Origin of the sequence: Fictibacillus arsenicus (assembly GCF_001999465.1) — a bacterium.
GTDB classification, from domain to species: domain Bacteria; phylum Bacillota; class Bacilli; order Bacillales; family Fictibacillaceae; genus Fictibacillus; species Fictibacillus arsenicus.
In genome coordinates this window covers 235,808-254,015 of the sequence record NZ_MQMF01000002.1, presented here as the reverse complement: position 1 = coordinate 254,015, position 18,208 = coordinate 235,808, and the positions used below count along the sequence as shown (strand labels likewise).

23 protein-coding genes are annotated in these 18,208 nt (G+C 37.4%); 16 read left to right on the top strand and 7 right to left on the bottom strand.

The window, feature by feature from the left end; genetic code table 11:
- The first annotated feature begins 18 nt into the window (after positions 1-18).
- From UN64_RS20830 to UN64_RS08410, 4 genes are all read left to right on the top strand, one after another.
- Entirely contained in the window at positions 19-165 is a 147-nt protein-coding gene (locus UN64_RS20830) for a hypothetical protein (protein ID WP_171978833.1), read from the top strand.
- A gap of 131 nt (positions 166-296) precedes the next feature.
- Complete coding sequence (locus tag UN64_RS08420) at positions 297-533, top strand: hypothetical protein (RefSeq protein ID WP_077361653.1); 237 nt, start codon at positions 297-299, stop codon at positions 531-533.
- Between the two features lie 57 nt (positions 534-590).
- A complete protein-coding gene (locus tag UN64_RS08415) occupies positions 591-1,511 on the top strand; it encodes a glycosyltransferase (RefSeq protein WP_077361651.1) in 921 nt (306 codons plus the stop codon).
- A 17-nt stretch (positions 1,512-1,528) separates the two neighbouring features.
- Positions 1,529-2,248, top strand: coding sequence for a glycosyltransferase (locus tag UN64_RS08410; protein WP_077361649.1), 720 nt, complete (start codon positions 1,529-1,531; stop codon positions 2,246-2,248).
- Positions 2,249-2,290: 42 nt separating this feature from the next.
- Here the strand turns inward: UN64_RS08410 and UN64_RS08405 are convergent, their stop codons facing one another.
- A complete protein-coding gene (locus UN64_RS08405) occupies positions 2,291-3,352 on the bottom strand; it encodes a glycosyltransferase family 4 protein (protein WP_077361647.1) in 1,062 nt (353 codons plus the stop codon).
- 172 nt (positions 3,353-3,524) lie between these two features.
- Here UN64_RS08405 and wecB point away from each other — a divergent pair, with 172 nt between their 5' ends.
- The 5 genes from wecB to UN64_RS08380 are packed head-to-tail and all read left to right on the top strand — an operon-like array spanning position 3,525 to position 7,741.
- The gene (wecB, locus tag UN64_RS08400) at positions 3,525-4,619 is read left to right on the top strand and encodes a non-hydrolyzing UDP-N-acetylglucosamine 2-epimerase (protein WP_077361645.1); all 1,095 of its coding nucleotides are present in this window, start codon (positions 3,525-3,527) and stop codon (positions 4,617-4,619) included.
- Complete coding sequence (locus tag UN64_RS08395) at positions 4,609-5,595, top strand: polysaccharide biosynthesis protein (RefSeq protein ID WP_077361643.1); 987 nt, start codon at positions 4,609-4,611, stop codon at positions 5,593-5,595. The genes wecB and UN64_RS08395 overlap by 11 nt, the downstream gene beginning before the upstream one ends.
- A gap of 5 nt (positions 5,596-5,600) precedes the next feature.
- Positions 5,601-6,407, top strand: coding sequence for a dTDP-4-dehydrorhamnose reductase family protein (locus UN64_RS08390; protein ID WP_306460367.1), 807 nt, complete (start codon positions 5,601-5,603; stop codon positions 6,405-6,407).
- Complete coding sequence (locus tag UN64_RS08385) at positions 6,404-7,273, top strand: NAD-dependent epimerase/dehydratase family protein (protein WP_077361639.1); 870 nt, start codon at positions 6,404-6,406, stop codon at positions 7,271-7,273. Before UN64_RS08390 ends, UN64_RS08385 begins: the two co-directional genes overlap by 4 nt.
- A gap of 39 nt (positions 7,274-7,312) precedes the next feature.
- Positions 7,313-7,741: a hypothetical protein gene (locus tag UN64_RS08380; protein WP_077361637.1), complete on the top strand. Its 429-nt coding sequence runs from the start codon at positions 7,313-7,315 to the stop codon at positions 7,739-7,741.
- Positions 7,742-7,786: 45 nt separating this feature from the next.
- On the opposite strand, the gene UN64_RS08375 is transcribed toward UN64_RS08380, so the two are convergent.
- Complete coding sequence (locus UN64_RS08375) at positions 7,787-9,112, bottom strand: glycosyltransferase family 2 protein (RefSeq protein WP_077361635.1); 1,326 nt, start codon at positions 9,110-9,112, stop codon at positions 7,787-7,789.
- Positions 9,113-9,332: 220 nt separating this feature from the next.
- On the opposite strand from UN64_RS08375, the gene sat reads away from it, so the two are divergent.
- Together sat and cysC are read left to right on the top strand one after the other, a co-directional pair.
- Positions 9,333-10,460 (top strand): sulfate adenylyltransferase, encoded by a 1,128-nt coding sequence (sat, locus tag UN64_RS08370; RefSeq protein WP_077361633.1) that lies wholly within the window; start codon positions 9,333-9,335, stop codon positions 10,458-10,460.
- 24 nt (positions 10,461-10,484) lie between these two features.
- Positions 10,485-11,090, top strand: coding sequence for an adenylyl-sulfate kinase (gene cysC / locus UN64_RS08365; protein WP_077361631.1), 606 nt, complete (start codon positions 10,485-10,487; stop codon positions 11,088-11,090).
- Between the two features lie 41 nt (positions 11,091-11,131).
- On the opposite strand, the gene UN64_RS20825 is transcribed toward cysC, so the two are convergent.
- Positions 11,132-11,281, bottom strand: a complete 150-nt coding sequence (locus UN64_RS20825) for a hypothetical protein (protein WP_165389422.1) — start codon at positions 11,279-11,281, stop codon at positions 11,132-11,134.
- A 70-nt stretch (positions 11,282-11,351) separates the two neighbouring features.
- Complete coding sequence (locus UN64_RS08360; protein WP_077361629.1) at positions 11,352-12,308, bottom strand: hypothetical protein; 957 nt, start codon at positions 12,306-12,308, stop codon at positions 11,352-11,354.
- A gap of 120 nt (positions 12,309-12,428) precedes the next feature.
- Here UN64_RS08360 and UN64_RS08355 point away from each other — a divergent pair, with 120 nt between their 5' ends.
- The 5 genes from UN64_RS08355 (at position 12,429) to UN64_RS08335 (ending at position 16,461) form a co-directional block, all read left to right on the top strand.
- On the top strand, positions 12,429-13,541 hold the full coding sequence (locus UN64_RS08355; RefSeq protein ID WP_077361627.1) for a BMQ_0737 family morphogenetic spore coat protein: 1,113 nt from the start codon (positions 12,429-12,431) through the stop codon (positions 13,539-13,541).
- Positions 13,542-13,962: 421 nt separating this feature from the next.
- Positions 13,963-14,859 carry a magnesium transporter CorA family protein gene (locus UN64_RS08350; RefSeq protein ID WP_077361625.1) on the top strand — a complete coding sequence of 299 codons (897 nt, stop codon included), beginning with the start codon at positions 13,963-13,965 and terminating at the stop codon, positions 14,857-14,859.
- A 63-nt stretch (positions 14,860-14,922) separates the two neighbouring features.
- Positions 14,923-15,135, top strand: coding sequence for a hypothetical protein (locus UN64_RS08345; protein ID WP_077361623.1), 213 nt, complete (start codon positions 14,923-14,925; stop codon positions 15,133-15,135).
- Positions 15,136-15,252: 117 nt separating this feature from the next.
- Positions 15,253-15,483 carry a hypothetical protein gene (locus UN64_RS08340; RefSeq protein WP_077361621.1) on the top strand — a complete coding sequence of 77 codons (231 nt, stop codon included), beginning with the start codon at positions 15,253-15,255 and terminating at the stop codon, positions 15,481-15,483.
- A 60-nt stretch (positions 15,484-15,543) separates the two neighbouring features.
- Positions 15,544-16,461 (top strand): MBL fold metallo-hydrolase, encoded by a 918-nt coding sequence (locus UN64_RS08335; protein WP_171978832.1) that lies wholly within the window; start codon positions 15,544-15,546, stop codon positions 16,459-16,461.
- Here the strand turns inward: UN64_RS08335 and UN64_RS08330 are convergent.
- The 3 genes from UN64_RS08330 to UN64_RS08320 all read right to left on the bottom strand — a co-directional run bounded on the left by UN64_RS08330 (position 16,433) and on the right by UN64_RS08320 (position 18,174).
- On the bottom strand, positions 16,433-17,128 hold the full coding sequence (locus tag UN64_RS08330) for a DUF421 domain-containing protein (protein ID WP_077361617.1): 696 nt from the start codon (positions 17,126-17,128) through the stop codon (positions 16,433-16,435). The two genes, UN64_RS08335 and UN64_RS08330, sit on opposite strands and share 29 nt — an antisense overlap.
- A gap of 84 nt (positions 17,129-17,212) precedes the next feature.
- Entirely contained in the window at positions 17,213-17,653 is a 441-nt protein-coding gene (locus tag UN64_RS08325) for a GNAT family N-acetyltransferase (RefSeq protein WP_077361615.1), read from the bottom strand.
- A 5-nt stretch (positions 17,654-17,658) separates the two neighbouring features.
- The gene (locus UN64_RS08320) at positions 17,659-18,174 is read right to left on the bottom strand and encodes a YjcG family protein (protein ID WP_077361613.1); all 516 of its coding nucleotides are present in this window, start codon (positions 18,172-18,174) and stop codon (positions 17,659-17,661) included.
- Between the last annotated feature and the right edge of the window lie 34 nt (positions 18,175-18,208).

Below are 18,208 nucleotides of genomic sequence, written 5' to 3'. Positions count from 1 at the left end.
TTACTACAGGGAGGTTTGATGAAGTTCTTCATTGAAAAGTTGATTGCAGTGGAAGGTGCGAGTCTCCTGCGGGCCTGGCGGTCAGGTGAGACACTTAAAATGAAATGTTCGAATGTGGCTCACCGCCTGCCCCGCGGAAAGCGAGCAACCTGGAACGGAAATTAACATCTTCCAAAAACAACAAAGTTTACGAAAATAGCCTTAAAAAAAGACGTTTGTCCAAACCAAAATAAATGAGCGGCATATATTAAAGTAGGGCTTATCTATTGCCCAAGTTTTAAAGGAGTGTTTAATCTATGGCGTTAGTACATTTTGGTTTATACCGTGATTTCTTTATTAGATATTTGAGAGAACAATATGTAATAGCAGAAGTGTTTCTTGTGAATTCCAATCAGCCTCCAGGTACACCTGATTTAACGGGTGTAAGAGTTGTTGAAGTTGGTGGAGATTTTGTAGTTTTCTCACAAGCTGGTTCTGCTGGTGCTGGTTTATATGTTGTACCACTAGACAAAATATTACTTGTTGAGCTTTAGAATCAGGACTCCATGCGAAAGCATGGAGTTATTTAAATAGAAGGAAAGGAGAGTAAGATGAAAAAAATTAATCTTCTCTTTATTACAAAAGACCGTTCCCAACAGCTTGAAAGGAGCAGTTTTTACTTAGAAAACGAACTTGCAAAACTTACAAATCTCGTTGTCTGGCATGGTGACGGATACATTTTGGACATTGTTAACCAACTGCCTGCCAAACCCGATTTCATTCTGTTAAATGATTATAAGCCTGAGTATCGGCCTTTTATTAGAGGGTTAAAGGATCTTACTATCCCCCACGGTACATTAATGCATGACTTGCATTACAAGCTTTCAAAACGAAATTTTTTAATCCATCAGGAGAAACCAGCTTTAATCTTTTGCCATTATAGAGATGCGTTTAAAATGTGGCTTCCTGATCACATTAGCCGAATCATCTGGTTTCCTCATCATGTACCTTCCGATATCTTTCACATTCAACCCATTTCTAAAGATATTCCACTATTAATGATCGGTGCTGCTTATCCACACATTTATCCCTTCAGACACAAGATCGCACAGCATTATTTTAGAGATCGACGTTTTGTTCAAAGATCCCACCCTGGGTATGGAGTTGTAAAGAACGGACTTTCAGGTGAAAAATATGCCAAAGAGATCAGCAGAGCACACATTTTTTTAACATGTGATTCTATTCATCATTTTCCGTTGCTAAAATATTTTGAAGTATTGGCATGCGGTACACTTCTCGCTGCACCGGGCTCCCAAGAGTTAACAGATTTAGGCTTTGTCGATGGAAAAACGTTCGTTGCTATAGATGAGACCAATTTCAAAGAAAAAGTGGAGTATTATTTACAAAATGAAGCACTTCGTAATCAAATCGTAAAAAATGGCCTAGCTTTAATCCAACAAAGGCATACGACTGAAATAAGAGCAAAAGAAATGATCAATGCTATTCAACAATTCTTACAAAATAACAAGTAAGGAGGTATTAGTTCGCATTGAACAAAGTTTCCATCATTATTCCATTTTACAACTGTCCTTACATTTCTTTTGCTATCGAAAGTGCCATAAATCAAACGTACACGAATATCGAAATCATAGTTGTAAATGATGGTTCATCACTGCATAAAGAAAAAGTAACACCTTATTTAAATAGAATCAGATATATTGAAAAACAAAACGGTGGTACTGCCTCGGCTTTAAATATGGGAATTCAGCATGCAACAGGGGATTACTTTGCCTGGTTAAGTTCTGATGATGTATTCCATCCTTTAAAAATCGAAAAACAGCTGCATTATATGAAATCTATTAATGCTCACGCAAGTTATTCAAATTTTTATTTGATCAATGAGTCTGGAAAAATTGTTTCTTCACCTCAAGGAATGGGTTTTCCGAACACAGTTCATTTTCTAAAAAGGATGAGAAGAGGCTGCGTCATTAATGGCTGTACGGTCATGTTACACATGAATCTATTTAAGGAATTTGGTTTGTTTGATGAAACATTGCTCTACACACAAGATTATGATTTTTGGTTAAGAATACTATCAATATACCATTTTCACTATTATCCCGAGCCGCTCGTGCACTACAGAGTCCATAGCAGAATGGGTACGAAACAGCACCGAATAGATATTCGAAAAGAAATGCAAATAACTACTCAGCGACACATGGATAAAATGAATGAACTGATTAAGATTGCCATGCAAAACAGGTTTTAAAAATACACATAAAAAAAAGCCTCTTAAGAATAAGCGGCTTTTTTACTTTAATAATTTCATAAATTCATTGGCATATACGTCTAAGTTGAATAAAGAAAGATGATTCAATGCATGTTGGATGATCTCATTTCGTAATTCATGATTGTCAGTAAGCTCTATCGCTTGTTTAACCGCTGACCCAATATTACTATTCTCGTAGAATTTTCCAGTGACATTGTGGATAATGAACGCTTTTACGCCGTCTGAATCTGAAGTAAGTACAGGACATCTGCAGCTCATCGCTTCAATGACCGCATAACCAAACCCTTCTACCTTTGAAGTAGATAGCAAGAAACCGCCGCTATCTCCAATCATAGAGAAATATTCAGCCATCTGCTTATGGGGAACGTTAGCGTGAATGACTACAGAATCTGTTAGTTTATATCGGTTTATTAATTTATAAAATCTTGCCTTTTCATGATGATTCCCAAGCGTATTATCAATAAACATCCAAAACTTCGTATTCGGTTTTATTTTAGTGTACCGCATGGCAAACAACAGAAAGTCATCCCAATTCTTATTCAGTTCTAATCTTCCTACCCAGCCTATAACAGGTTGAGTCAGTCTTTGAGTTGATCGATAGCTAAATTCTTCCGTATCAAAGCAGTTATGAAAGCAAAACTTCGGATGCGCAGGATAATGAGCCTCGATCAAACTGATTAGATGAGGTGTTTGGGGATAAAGAATGCCATCTGAGAAATTCATTACAAAAGGCTTTGCCTGTGTCAGAATTTTTTCGGCGTCCTTATAACTACCCAGTCCCTGGACTTCAAAGAACAATTTACCCTTGTAACCTAAGTTTCGTATTCTTTGAAGCATCTGCATATCAGAACTTACAAAAATGGCATCAAATTGGTGATTTTTTAATATTTTCTTTATTTCACTATCATGATTCGTTATATAAGTAGGAATTTGTGAAATATTTTGCATCCCAGTTCCGTTCTGCATATACAAAAGGTGACACTCTATATCATGTTTTACGAGTGCTTTGCAGCGCTGGCGATTTAGTGTTTCCATGCCTCCGCTAGGTAAATAAAATACAAATAGAATCTTGGTTTTAGACATACGATAGCTCCTTAAAAACCCTTATAAGCTATAGTATGAAGCTTGTTTAAAAAAGTTCGGGATTTCATTTACCGCCTTTTTTTTATGAAAAGGGTAGGGGTCTAGTCCACTTTAACTTTAAAATCATAGTTTAATATAAAGTCTTAATGTTTATTAAGAAAGGAGAGTTTCATTGAAAATAGTAACTATCCTTGGGACAAGACCAGAAATTATCAGGTTAAGCTTAATTATAAAAAAACTTGATCGACTAGCAGACAAACATATTTTGGTTCATACTGGACAGAATTTTACTTATTCATTAAATGATGTGTTTTTCCAAGAATTCAATCTTAGACAGCCTGACTATATTATAATGAGACAGCAATTTTCTTTCGGAAATCAGATCGCTCATTTGTTTTCAGAACTTGAAAAGATACTGATTTATGAGAAGCCGGATAAGGTACTTGTCTTAGGTGACACCAACAGTGCGTTATCTTCGATTGTTGCCGAACGTCTAAATATACCTGTCGTTCACATGGAAGCAGGAAATCGGTGCTTTGACCTTTCTGTCCCTGAAGAAAAAAACAGAAAAGTCATTGATGCTATATCTACATTTAACTTACCGTATACGAAATACAGCCGCGAGAATTTAATCAAAGAGGGCGTACCAGTAAATAGAATCATGGTTTCGGGGAATCCAATTTATGAAGTTTTAACTCAATTTAAAGAATCAATCGATAATAGTGACATTTTGAAAAAACTTACTTTATCAGCACGAAAATACATGCTGGTAACTGCACATCGTGCGGAGAATGTGGACAATCCTAATCACTTAAAAGAAATCTTAACAGGATTGAATCTAGTCGCAGAATCTTTTCAAATGCCTGTAATATGTTCCATTCATCCAAGAACAAAATCAAAAATAATAGAAACGAACAAACTGGAGATGCATCCATTCGTACAATTTCATGAACCATTTGGTTTTTTTGACTTTGTGAAGTTGGAAAAGAATGCTTATTGTGTACTTTCTGATAGTGGGACAGTTCAAGAAGAATGCTGTTTGTTTCAAGTGCCAACTGTGACCATGCGGAATAGTACGGAGAGACCAGAAACCGTAAAATGTGGAAGCAACTGTGTATCAGGGGTTACTGCACAGCAGATCTTATCTTCAGTAAAGGTGATGACTCATGAAGAAAAGCATTGGTCAATTCCAGAGGGATATGGTGATCTGGATGTTTCAGATCGCGTAGTAAAGTTTATCTTAGGAGGAAATAGTATTGTTAAATAAAAGAATATTAATTACGGGAGGCACAGGCTCTTGGGGTCATGAACTCGTAAAGCAGCTGCTGCCAAAGGAGCCAAAAGAAATCATCGTTTTATCCCGTAATGAAGCTAGCCAGGTTGCCATGCAGAGACAATTTGATTACAATCCAAAGCTTACCTTTATGATTGGAGATATTAGAGACAAAGATTCTCTCATGAGAGCTAGTGAAGGAGTCGATTACATTTATCACCTTGCTGCTCTTAAGCATGTGCCAATCTGTGAATTGCAGCCATACGAGGCTTTAAAGAGCAATATTCAAGGGACTCAAAACGTTATTGAAACGGCAATCCATCATAAAGTTACGAAAGTTATTTATATATCAACAGACAAAGCTGCTAACCCATCTAATCTATACGGTATGACAAAAGCGATCGGCGAGAAATTAATCATTCATGCAAATCTTCTTAGCAAACATACACGGTTTGTTTGCGTAAGGGGAGGTAATGTTTTAGGAACCAACGGCAGTGTAATTCACGTATTCAAAAGCCAGATTGAAAAAAAAGGACAAGTTGGTATTACGGACTTTGAAATGACAAGATTCTTTTTAACACTTGAAGAAGCGATCAGTTTATTGTTTAAAGCTACCTTTGAAAGTGTTGGAGGCGAGATTTTTGTTATGAAAATGCCTACATGCAAAATCACTGATCTAGCTCAAGTTCTTATTGATGCTTCTGGGAAAGAAGGCATAACAATGGTTGAGCTTGGGAAGCGGCCTGGTGAGAAGCTTCACGAGATTCTGCTCTCCGAATATGAGAGCGCTACAACGGTGTACTATGATAATGAATATTTTGTTATTTTGCCAACAATTGATATAGAAGGGCTGAACCAGCATTATTCTGCTTATGAAAAAGTTGAATTAGAGAGCTATAGCTCTGAAAAAGACTTAATGACAAAAGAAGAAATCTATACAATGTTAACTGAAGGCGGTTTTCTGTCTTGAAGATAATGATAACAGGGGCAAATGGAATGGCGGGGCATATGATTGCCTCCTATTTCAAAAATAATTCACCATACGAACTGATATTAACATCCAGAGATAAAACGGCTGGCCATATTATGCTGGATGCAACGGATTTAAACCAAATTAGGGAAGTGGTTCAAACCCACAAACCGGATATCATTATCAATTGTATAGGCCTATTAAATGAATATGCAGCTATCCATCCACGTGAAGCAATTCTGGTAAATAGCCTCCTTCCTCATGAATTAGCTAAACATTTAAAAGAATACGGCGGAAAATTGATTCATATTAGTACGGATTGTGTTTTTAGCGGACATGAAGGAAACTATAACGAAGCATCTATTCCCGATGGTGTATCGATGTATGCCAAAACAAAACAGCTTGGTGAAATGAAAATGGACCCCCATTTAACCATAAGAACTTCTATAATCGGTCCAGAATTAAAAGATGGAATCGGATTGTTTCATTGGTTCATTAACCAGAAAGGGGTTATAAAGGGCTTTACCCATGTGAAATGGAATGGAGTAACTACATTAGAACTTGCTAAATTTATACATCATGCTATTGAGAACCCTCTAACAGGCCTGTACCACTTAACCGCTCCTGAAATTGTCTCCAAATTTGAACTGCTCACCCTAATAAAGCGCATCTTTCAAAAAGATAATGTTGATATTATACCTCATACAGATCCCCGAATAGACCGTACTCTTTTTAACTCCAGACAAGATTATCAGTACAAAGTTGTCCCTTATGAAAAACAGCTTCAAGAATTAAAAGACTGGTTGTCATGAAAACGATCCTCATTACAGGTGCAGCAGGTTTTACGGGTTTGCATGCCTGTCATTATTTTTCTGAAGTAGGTTATCGGGTTATAGGTACTTCAAGAAAAACGGCTAAGCATTTGAAATGGGAATTGGAGACATGTGATCTCTTAGATAAATTTCAAATTTCAAATGTTATTAAGAAATATAAACCTGATTATTGTTTGCATCTGGCAGGAGTGAATTCAGTCTCCCAGTCATGGGATGATCCATTAAATACTATTGAGATTAATGTAATTGGAACACTTAACCTTCTTGAAGCTATCCGAGTGGAAAAGCCTGATTGCAAAACGCTAATAGCCGGTTCTGCACTTTCCGGAATAAATCATCCTTACGCTGTAAGTAAACAATTTCAGCAAAACCTTTCTTTAAATTGGTGCTCTTTGTTTAAACTTCCTGTATTAGTAGCTAAACCATGTAACTTAATAGGACCAGGTCCTTCATCTGGATTCGTATCTGTGTTAGCAAAACGAATTACATTAATGGAAAAAGAAAAAAAGGCAGAAACTATTGCGATCAGTCACTTTGAGAATGCAAGGGAATTTTTAGATGTTCGGGATGCCGTTTCTGCGTATGAGATTTTATTAAATAAAGGAACAGTTAACACTACCTACGAAATTGGATCGGGGCAATGGAGTTTATTATCCGATATCACAGCAATTTATCAATCTTTGACTCAATTAGATCTAACTTTTACATCCACAAACTCCTTGCCAGATAAACCGCCAGATTTGATGAATACTGAAAAAATTAAAGAATTAAATTGGCAGAATTTTTTTTCTTTGAAAGAATCAATTGCTCACACCCTTTCCTATTACAGAACCTTAGTAGATTAAAAAAAGTGCGCTTTTAATCTTTTGAAGGGAGGTGAGAAGATGGCAAAGTTTTTAGACTTAAGAACAAGTCAAAATGCAAGTTATGCAAACTCTATTTCTGTACCTATTCTCGTAATCAATGAACCTCAGCTTATTGGCCGTATTGGATTAGCTACCCAAAATGCAGGGAGTAATATTCGTGTGGAATTGCAAGGGACTGTTTCTCTTCAGTTGCCTTTAATACCAGTCGCTACCACTGTTAATATCACTATTGTTAGAGGAACAAGCTCTAATTCACCATTGGTCTATTCTGCAACTCAATCTATGAATATAAGCGTTGTAGGTCCTCAAGTATTTACAATAAATGCATTGGATTTCAATCCAGCAGCTGCTGTGCAACTCACATATTCAATGTATGTATCTGTAACTGCTCTAGGTGTTACTCGGGTAGGACCAGAAAGTTTTTCAGGTATAGCAGCAAGCGATTAACAAAAGAAAAGAGCGTCTCCAGAGTGGGGGACGCTCTTTTTAAAATTATATACGTTTATGATAGAGAGCCATATTCATCCAATGTGTGTTGTTATTTTTTCGATTTAATTGAAATAAATGATCTTCTACTAGAGAATCAGCAGCTGTGTTGAAATCCTTTTTTAAGGAAGAACTTCTATATAGGACAGCATATGGCATATTAATTTCTATTGACGGCAATGAGCTATAAGATTGACCGGTTATGATGGGACCCGAAACCAGCCTGCCTCGGCGATTGTACCAAATCTTATGATTGGATAATAACAAGTCTGTATTTAAAGGTAAGGAATTCATTCTTTCAACCATCAAACGAAGAGCTTCAGGATCGAGCCAGTCCTCCCCCGTCATAAAAAGAACGTATTCCCCTATACAGTATTGAAGTGCGATTTCTAAGGATTTTGTTTTCCCTCGGTGTTGAAGGAGGAGGGGAACCATTCGGGAGTCATGTGTGGTATGAATAGCATCTGGTGAATGGTCTGTCGACCCGTCATCTATCACGATCAGCTGGAAATCACGATAGGTTTGCTGCTGTAAAGTTTGAATAGCGTATTTAATCGTATTTACATGATTGTGTGAATACAAAATAACACTTACTTTTGGCAGTTGTCCAATCATCTTTCGAACATCAACACTGCTTGCCATACTTTCCATTGTCAACTGTTCGGGTGGAATATTTGTTGTAAGTGCATACTTGCCGTTAAATCGATATTCCATAATATACTCTCGTAATAAGAAGAAATCGCCGTACTGCAGCAAGCGGATCCAAAAATCATGGTCTTGTACGTTCGGAAATTTATCACGATAGCCTCCTGCTTTGTTGAATGCTTCTCTTTTAAAGAGAAATGAACAGCCGATGAAACAGTTTTGAAAGATTTCTTCTTTTGGTCTCGTCATAAAATATTCTACATACTCATACCAAGCTTTCGTATAGGTGATCGGTTTCCCGTTTTCATCGATTCGTCTATAAAAGGAATAGACTAATACCGTTTCTGGGGTTGCCTGATCCATCGCGGCAACAAGCCGCTCCAGGAAGTTTGGATCATGTCTATTATCACTCGATATCCATGTAAGGTATGGGCAGTCTTGTAAAAGCTGAAAGCCCTCATTTAATGTTGGCGAGATGCCTCTGTTTACTTTACGGTCTATTATTTGATAGGGAATTGTTAATAGTTTGCTTGCTTCTTTTATAGCACTTACAGTTTCATCGTTCGGACCATCAAGTACAATCACAAGTTTATAGTCACGAAAAGTTTGTTTCTCCATTGATTCGATACATTCAAAAATATATTCCCTTTCCTGGTGATACACAGGGAGAACAACGCCTACTTTCACTAAGTTTCCTCCTAATTTGAATTGCTCTATGAATATTCATAGTGCGATACAAACATTTTATTCGTACAACACTTAAATGGACATGGTTATTCTGGCAATTAATTTCGATCAAGAGAAGAGGAGTCTATTATTCATAAATCTGCTCACGGTTTCTAGTGGGACAACATAAAATAATAAGAGTTAGCGTAAAGCTAACTCACTAATTTTCGAGGTGAAAGCTATGACCATACTTCCCCATGGCGGAAGTCTAGTAAACAGGTATATTCCTCAGGAAAGTTACCAGTTTAACGCACGGATTGATTTGGATCCTGTTTCGTTATCTGACCTGGAATGTTTGGCAATCGGGGCATTTAGTCCGCTTGATTCTTTTATGGATCAAGCCGATTATTTGTCAGTCCTTCACCATATGCGCTTAAGCAATGGACTGCCTTGGTCTCTGCCTATTACTTTGCCAGTTTCAGATGAATTAGCAAAAAAGCTAAAGAACAGTGAAGAAGCTGCTCTTTGCTATCATGAACAAATATATGGAAAGATTGAAATAAAAGAAATATATAAACCAGACCTTACGTTGGAATCACAACTGGTTTATAAAACAGAAGATGATTCGCATCCGGGAGTAAAGAGATTGAAAGAGAGGGGAAGCTGGTATGTAGCAGGACGTATAACAATGTTCCAGATGCCTGAACGAACAGTTGAATCCCAATATTATTTAAGTCCTGAGACGACGAGACAATTTTTTCGATTAAAAAAATGGGACAAGGTTGTTGCTTTTCAGACGCGAAATCCGATCCACAGAGCTCATGAATATCTTCAGAAAACGGCATTAGAAAACGTGGACGGCCTATTTTTGCATCCGCTTGTCGGGGAAACAAAACAAGATGATATTCCTGCCGTCGTGAGAATGAGATCCTATAAGGTTTTATTGGATCAATATTATCCGAAAGAACGCGTTGTGCTAGGAGTATTTCCAGGATCGATGAGATATGCTGGTCCGCGTGAAGCGATCTTTCATGCGCTGGTCAGGAAAAATTATGGCTGCACTCACATTATAATCGGGCGAGATCATGCAGGTGTGGGCAATTACTATGGGCCGTACGATGCTCATGAAATTTTTAGTCATTTTGAAAAAAAAGAGATTGGAATTACACCGTTATTTTTTGAGAATAGCTTTTATTGCTCTAAATGTGGTTCAATGGCAACGGTAAAAACCTGTCCTCACGATGATAAAGACAGGCTTATCTTATCAGGAACTAAAGTCAGAGAGAAGCTGCGGAATAACGATCTCATTCCAGGCAATTTCAGCAGACCAGAAGTCATTTCTGTGTTACGGGATTATTATGCAGATTAGCTAAGGATAGGAAGTTACGAAATTATGAATCAGCAACAGAAAAATATTAAATGGCACGGAACACGTGTAACAAAAGACATGAAGAAAAAACTTAATGGCCATAAGAGTTTTGTCCTTTGGTTCACTGGGTTATCCGGATCGGGAAAATCTACTATCGCCTCTGAAGTTGAACATATTTTATTCCAAAAAGGTTTGTCTACAGTTTTGCTCGATGGAGATAATGTAAGGCATGGCTTGAATCGAGATCTTATGTTTTCTGAAGAGGACCGGAAAGAGAACATAAGGAGATTGGGAGAAGTCGCCAAGCTTTTTGTGGATAATGGTGTCATTGTATTAGTAGCAGCGATATCCCCTGTTGAAGAAGACCGTCAGGCAGTAAGAAAGATGCTTGGCAAGGATGAATTTATAGAGATCTATGTAGACTGCAGTCTTTCTGAATGTGAGAATAGAGATCCAAAAGGGCTATACAAAAAGGTTAGGAATGGGCTGATCACAAATTTCACAGGCATATCTAACCCTTACGAAATACCATCTTCTTCTGAGATTGTGCTTCAAACCGAGTTAAAAAATATTGAGGATTGTACAAATTCTGTTATAGAATACTTGATAAAAAATAATTATATCTATTAATATAGAAAGCTGCCACCAGATAAATTTGGTGACAGCTTCTTTTATTTTGCTTTATTCGGTTTCCAAGTTACTTTTCCGCAAGAACCGCAGCCCTTTTTAACAGGGGGCTGAATAAGATTATTCTTTCCGGCATTCTTGGCTTTGTTTGCTTTGATTTCAGAATATAACTTCTGAAGATCATCCTTATTCACTTTCCATCTCTCCTCTGTCTAAATATCCTGGATGCATTGTTATTATATTCTCTTTTACGGTTGCGGTGTTTTATTTTGGCTTAAATGGACGTATGACGTTTTTTCCTTTTTCATTATTATTGTGGGGTTTAAAGGGTTGTATAGGATGTTCTTTTTTTGCAACGGATTTGAAAGGATTAATGGGCTGTGCGTTTCTTGAAGTGAGCTGACCGTGGTCATAGGTTTTTGGCACTTGTCTTGTAATGAGAGATCCTGATGAAGAAAATGGACGGATCGGGGGAACCGTAATTTTTGGTCTGTTTAGACTTTTTACAGCAGGCATTGTATTAGATTCTTCATAAAAAGAATCACCTTTAGCTTTTTTGCTCTGCTGTGTATCCTGCTTTTCAACTATATTCTCTGATAGATCAGGAGTTCTTTTTTTTATATTTTTGTGAGGCATTTGTACAGCTGCAAAACTGGGATTTATATGACTTAATACTTTATCAGCACACGACATAAATGTTGATTCTGATATGGAAGTCAACGATTCAAAAGAAAAACGCAAGAAGGATTGTATGACTAAATAGCTGATCCATTCTGTAACTTTTTCCTCAAAAGCGGGCTGTACTGCTAAGAATAGCGGGCCATCTTTGCGTTTTAGAGTAATTCCTTTATGGATGCCAGATTGTACTGGTAAACGGAAAGAAGTAGCAGGATTTAAGTAATAGAGCTGTTTATCTGGTGTATTTAATGCTAATGGCATAGGGTGGGAGGCATGGTAATCCACATATAAACGCTGATCGCATTTTACATGATCCTCTGTTGTAATACTTATCCCCGTATGCATTAAAAGTTGAACCAGCTCTTTAACTTTTTGCTGTGATAGACCTTGAATCCCTAACATAAAAGTGGAGAGAGCACCTGTTATTGTTTCTTCGTCATCAGAGATCTGAAGTCCCCAGTAAGGTAATAAAAGGCAAAGGGATTCATATTCTATTGGTGTCAAATCACACACATTATTATTGTTATACCAAACTGATTTCATAAATGATCCTCCTTGAATTCGTTACTTTAAAAATAGGCTTTCGTTCTTGTGTCATAACCCACTCTATTCCCATAGTATGTATGGAATCTTCAGATCATGATGAGGAAAGGAAGGGAAACAATGGGAAACAATCATAAACACTTGCAGGATGAGTGTATCCGCGTTCAAAAAGTTTACGACTGGGTGACAGATACACTAAACGTAAGAAAAACTGTTTCTTTTACTCCTGAACAAATTGCTGCAATAGAAGAAGCGTTGGATGATCCTTCTAAGCGTCCCCTAAGGATCGTAACCAAAGTACCTAAAACTTCACAAGCTAACGAAAACGCTGAAGCTTGCGCTGAAAATTTCTTATGCGAACAAGTAGGAGATAAAAGAGAATGTACCGTTGCGCTTAATGGAGGTTTTACAACTGCGCAGTTAGTTGAACTTCTGTTTACAACGGACATTAAAGTTCAGGTAGTAGACAGAAGCGGTGAAATTGTAACAGAATTAATAGTGAATGCTTCTGTATTTGAATCATTTGTACTGTGCTATCCAGACGGAACAGATCTTTATTGCCGTATTACAAAAATATTTGCACGCGTTCCATCGGGCACTGTTTTGTTGAACAGCCCGGCTCCGACTTCTTTTTCAATAGATATTACATTCTGCGTAGACATTCAAGTTGAAGCAGAAGTAAAACTTGAGGTACTCGCTAAATTCTGTTCTCCTCGTGAGAATGATTTAATTTGCGAAGGAAGCGAAGGTGAAATGTGTCCGGAGGCATCGTTCCCGCAACAATGTCCAGACATATATCCCAGGCCAGGCTGCATGTGTAGAGCCACAGGAAGCGCAAGCGGATTAACTGGTGATGAAGCAACAGAAGCAGGGCGTGTAGCTGTATTAGTTGACATTTGTCCTAATTATCATCTGTCAGGCAGCTCATTCCGTTTAAGTTATACCGGTACAGAAGATCAGGGAGCTTTTCAATACACAGCTACCGAATTTACTCAAGACTCACTCTGCTGTGACGAATATTCCGACGGATGGAAAATGATAATCTCCGGAAGAGGGACTGATGATTCAACTGGTGAAAATTATAATTTCAATTTAGCTATCGTACAAACAAGTGAAGGCAATCAATTTGAGGCTGAACTGATTAATTCAAAAGGCGATAGAGAATTTACAACAGGTGTTGTAACAACTGACACTGGAGAAATCACAGTCGGAAATTGTTTGCAGCACAGCTAAGGATTGATCTGAAGAAGAAGACCGCTGGTAATTAATCAGTGGTCTTTTTTGATTTTAGAAAAAGCTCATTTCTAAAAAATTGTTACTTATGGGATTTTTTGTGGAGTGCGCTTCTTTGACTATTTGATTGTTGCGTAAGGTGCGAGACTTCTCGAAAATGAAAATCCACATTTTCTTCGTGCGATGTAACGCTGTCGAAGCCTTCCTTGTCCTGCGGGATCAGCGGGACAGGTGAGACCCCGATACGCTGATTTGCCTAGGGGCTCACCGCACGCCCCGCGGAAAGCGAGCATCTTGGAGGCAGAAATCAACATCTTTTCATAGCAACAATGTTTACGAAAACAGCTTAAAAAAAAGTGAACGATTGGATAGGGTTTACATAGAATAAGGAAAGAGCCTATTTTTGCAAGGGGGAAGATGTATGGGTACAAAAGACAAACTAAGCTACGAACGGCTCATTTCCAGGATTGAGTATTACAAAGAAAAAGCCCTTGATCTAGAAAAGAAGCTTCTATTTGCAGAAGAGAAGATCGAGAATTTAGAAAATGAGATTAACAGCAATGAGTCAATTCGTCTCATTGAGGAAAAGGAAAAAGAACTTGTTAATCTGAGAGCTCAAGTCGAAGATTTTTCGAAAAAGATTAGCAGATTACAAGATCATGAGATGGAAAAAAGAATGAATGGCTACGAAGAACTTCTTAAGAATATACAAGATGAATTAAATGAAAAAGATCAACAGATTGATTTGTACCAGCAGAGGATTAAAAGTATGGAAAAAAGAATTAATATCAACCGCTCACCTGAACCTATTGTAGATGAGAATATAAATGTAGATGAAGCTAAATCTGCTGCACCTGGAAAAAAAGAAGAAAAAAGCTGCTTGAGTTACTTTGATTACTCTGTCATTTTCACAAAAGAAAAAACAGGATTTGTCAGGGGGAACTTTTATCTTGAAAACACAGGAACTGAAACTTTGGATAATCCATATATCTGCTTTCGTTTTCAGCCTGCAGAAGCTTCCTCATTAAAAGGGAAGATTATTTCGTTACTCACTTCACCTTCTCAGGAAGAAATGGCACAATCCGTATGGATGTTTATGGATAACGAATGGGCATTAGAAGCAAAAGATAGAGGAGAAATCTGGATCTGCCCATTGAGAGAAACTAAGATTAATAGTGGCGGGAAGTTAACACTTGACGATTTTCAAATACCTATTAGAAGCAAGATTGATGAAAATATCACAGTAGAAGCTTTTGTATATTTTCATAAGCAAAATTATCGAGCCAAAGCAGTCAACCATATTGCAATAAACTTTTAGTGAGACAGCCTATAACCAACTCGTAAGGCACGCATAAGATGTACTATACGAGGAGGTTGAAACATGGAAGATTGTTTTTACTGTAAGAATAATAAGAAGTATAAAAAGATTTATGCAGATAAAGTAATTATTAAAGCAGGTAAAATCATTATCCATGAAGATGAACATCATTGGGAATCTTCTAGCTCAAGCTCTCATAAACATGAATCCAGCCACAAAAAGCATGAATCTTCTTCTAGCTCCAGCTCCGGCGAATATTATGATCCATGGGAATAAGCAATTCACATGTTTATAAGAGTGCCCTTTAAAGGCGCTCTTTCTTTATTTAATAGGCTTAACTTAGAAGGAAAAGGGAAAAGAAAAAAGGAATAGATAATAAAGGAGATGTTGCAGATGGGTTATATATTACCTTATATACCAATCCAAAGAATGCAATATGCTAGTCGTATGGAAAAAGGTGAACCTGGTCTTCCTGTTGTTTCAAGTGTTCCTCCCATTCATAATGACACGGTTCATACATCTTCAAACCCAAAAAGTAGTTATACAGTCGAAGAAAAAAAGAGGTTCCACCAAGTCTTAAGTGAAATAGAAGGAAAAGGATTGATAATTAACGAAACCATTTAATAGGTTTCTTTTTTTTTGCTCTTTTTGCAAATGAACAATACTCTATCTGAGGTGATCCAGTTGGAATTTATTGAGATTAAAGAGGGTTGCTATTATTTTAAAAGTGCTGTCAATATTGGTTACATCATAAGCGAGGATAGAAGTTCAGGTATGCTGATCGACGCTGGTCTTGAGTCAGCTTCAGCCAAAAAAGCCATTCAAGTGCTGCACGATAAAGAGTTGCCGCTCACGCATTTATTTATCACACACGCTCATGCTGACCATTTTGGAGGCGCGCAATATATACAAAAAAATTATGAAGTTCACACAATAGCTCCTTCACTTGAGGAAGCGATTATGAGATATCCAGTTCTTGAGCCTATATACTTGTTTCATGGTAATACACCATTAAAAGAGATGCGGAACAAATTTTTAGAAGCTCCTTCCATACATATCGATGAAATCTGCGAGTCAGGAATTTGGAGGAATGGTTCGTTTGAAGTTGAATTTATTCATTTGCCTGGTCATAGTCATAACCAATACGGGATTTTATACAATGAGATACTTTTTGCAGCTGATGCGTTTCTCGGCAAGGAAGTTATAGAAAAACATAAGATTCCTTTTATTGTTGACTCGGCTTCAAATTTCACAACACTTGATTATCTTCTTCATGTAAAAGTAGACGGAATGCTCCCGGGACATGGTGCTTTTTTAGATAAATACGAGGATACGATTACAACGAATATCGAAGTCCACCAAAGACTATTGAGCCAACTGAATAACTTTTTGATCGCTTGCGGCACCCGCGGTCTTTCAATGGAAGATTTGGTAGCAAAAATGCTTATTAAACATGAGATTGAGCCTCCCAATCTTGGGATGTATTCTCTGTTCCGGACGGCAATTACAGCATACTTGATTCAGCTTTTTGAAGAACGGAAAGCAGTATATACGATGAAGGAAGGTCGGCCAGTTATTTTTTCGGGTCAGCCATCGGCATAATTAATAGTTTACCTTCTGACATTTCTGCATAAAGCACATCTTCAACCGATTTATAACCATGTTCATGAATCTGATTTAATAGTTTCTTTTTTGATATTCCAGCGGTAGAAAGATTATCCATATTTATTTCTCCATCTAGTATTAATGTAACGGGCAGCTCGGGCTGTTGATCGGTATGCATGTTCAAGTCTTGCCTATTTGGTGACCCGTATTGATATTTAGGCAATATGCTTAGTGTACCGTTTGTTTCTAGAATGGCATATTCTACTTCGCGAAGACTGAAATATCCTTTTTGACGGACTAAATTTTGAAGCTGATTGATATCAAGCTTGCTTTTCTTAAGCTGATCTCGGTCTAAATATCCTTTGCGAATAACAATAGTCGGCGCGCCTTCTAGCATTTTACGAGTACCTTTGAATTTTTGTGAGATGATCTCTATCAAATAAACGAGAGAACCCCATATTAAAATAGCGTATAAAATGACAAAAATAGAAGTCTCGTCATCATACATTGCATTACCCACTAATTCACCTAAAAAGATGGACGAAATAAAATCAAATGGAGTAATCTGTGAAATTTGTGTTTTTCCTAAAATTTTTGTAAGGATAAAAAGAGCTAGAAAGCCCACAATCAGTTCTGTAGTTAGTTGTCCCACATGTATGTCCATCAACCGTATCTCCTCATAATAAAAGTATTACTGTTTAGTTTTGACGAGATAAGGCGTTTATAAACTAAAAAAGTATTGATTCCGTCACTTGGACGAATTCAATACTTTTTTCATGGCTACATGCGGTATGTTGGCATCTAGAAATGGCTCAGAGGAGGTGGTTTCATACCCTAATTTTTTATAAAAGTCTTCTGCCTGAATTTGTGCATATAATATAAGGCTCGAAAAAGATTGATCAATAGCCGTCTGTTCCATAGCTCTCATCAATTCTTCACCTAATCCTTTTTTCCGGTGTGAAGAAAGGATGCAAACCCGTTCAACTTTTCCTTCTCCCTTTACTTCACGAAGTCTGGACGCTCCAACAGGCTTGCTATTTTCATCGTATAACACAAAATGAACGGCGGAATCTTCGAAATCATCGATCTCTTCGCTTTCGTCAATTTGCTGTTCCCGTACAAATACATCTCTTCTAACTTCTATTGCATCTTTGTAGCCTTGTTCATCGGATGTATACTTTTTAATCAAATTTTTTAGACACCCTTTCCAAGACGAAAAGTTTCATATACTGTCCAGTATCCATTCTCCAGCTGGTATAGAAGCTGGAAGCGATCAATTCGTTCTTCGTGTTCAATGTCAATCATACGAAGACGCTCCAATACATCTGAATGCTCTTCGTCAGATAGTTTTTGCCCCAATGTTAGATGGGGAACGAAATTATAAGGCTGCTGGTGTTCAAGCGGACCTGAGTACAACTGATCATGCAGTGACTTTAATTCTTCTGCTTCGTTTACTTTTAGGTAGATTGCATTATTAACAGGATGGAAGGAGCCCACCTTGTTAATCTTTATTGAAAACGGATTAATGTTCTGAGCAACAGAAGAGATATAGGAAATCTGATCCTGAAGCTCTTCTTCGGTCGCCTCAAAAGGTTCTTTTAATGTTATGTGAGGCGCGATAAGGGCATAGTGTGGATCGTACCTTTTTCGGTAGGAATTTACTTTATCTTGTAGATTTTTTGATGGAAAAATAGCAATACCATATTTCATAATTCTTCCTCCCTCATCTTTTGAAATAGTATAC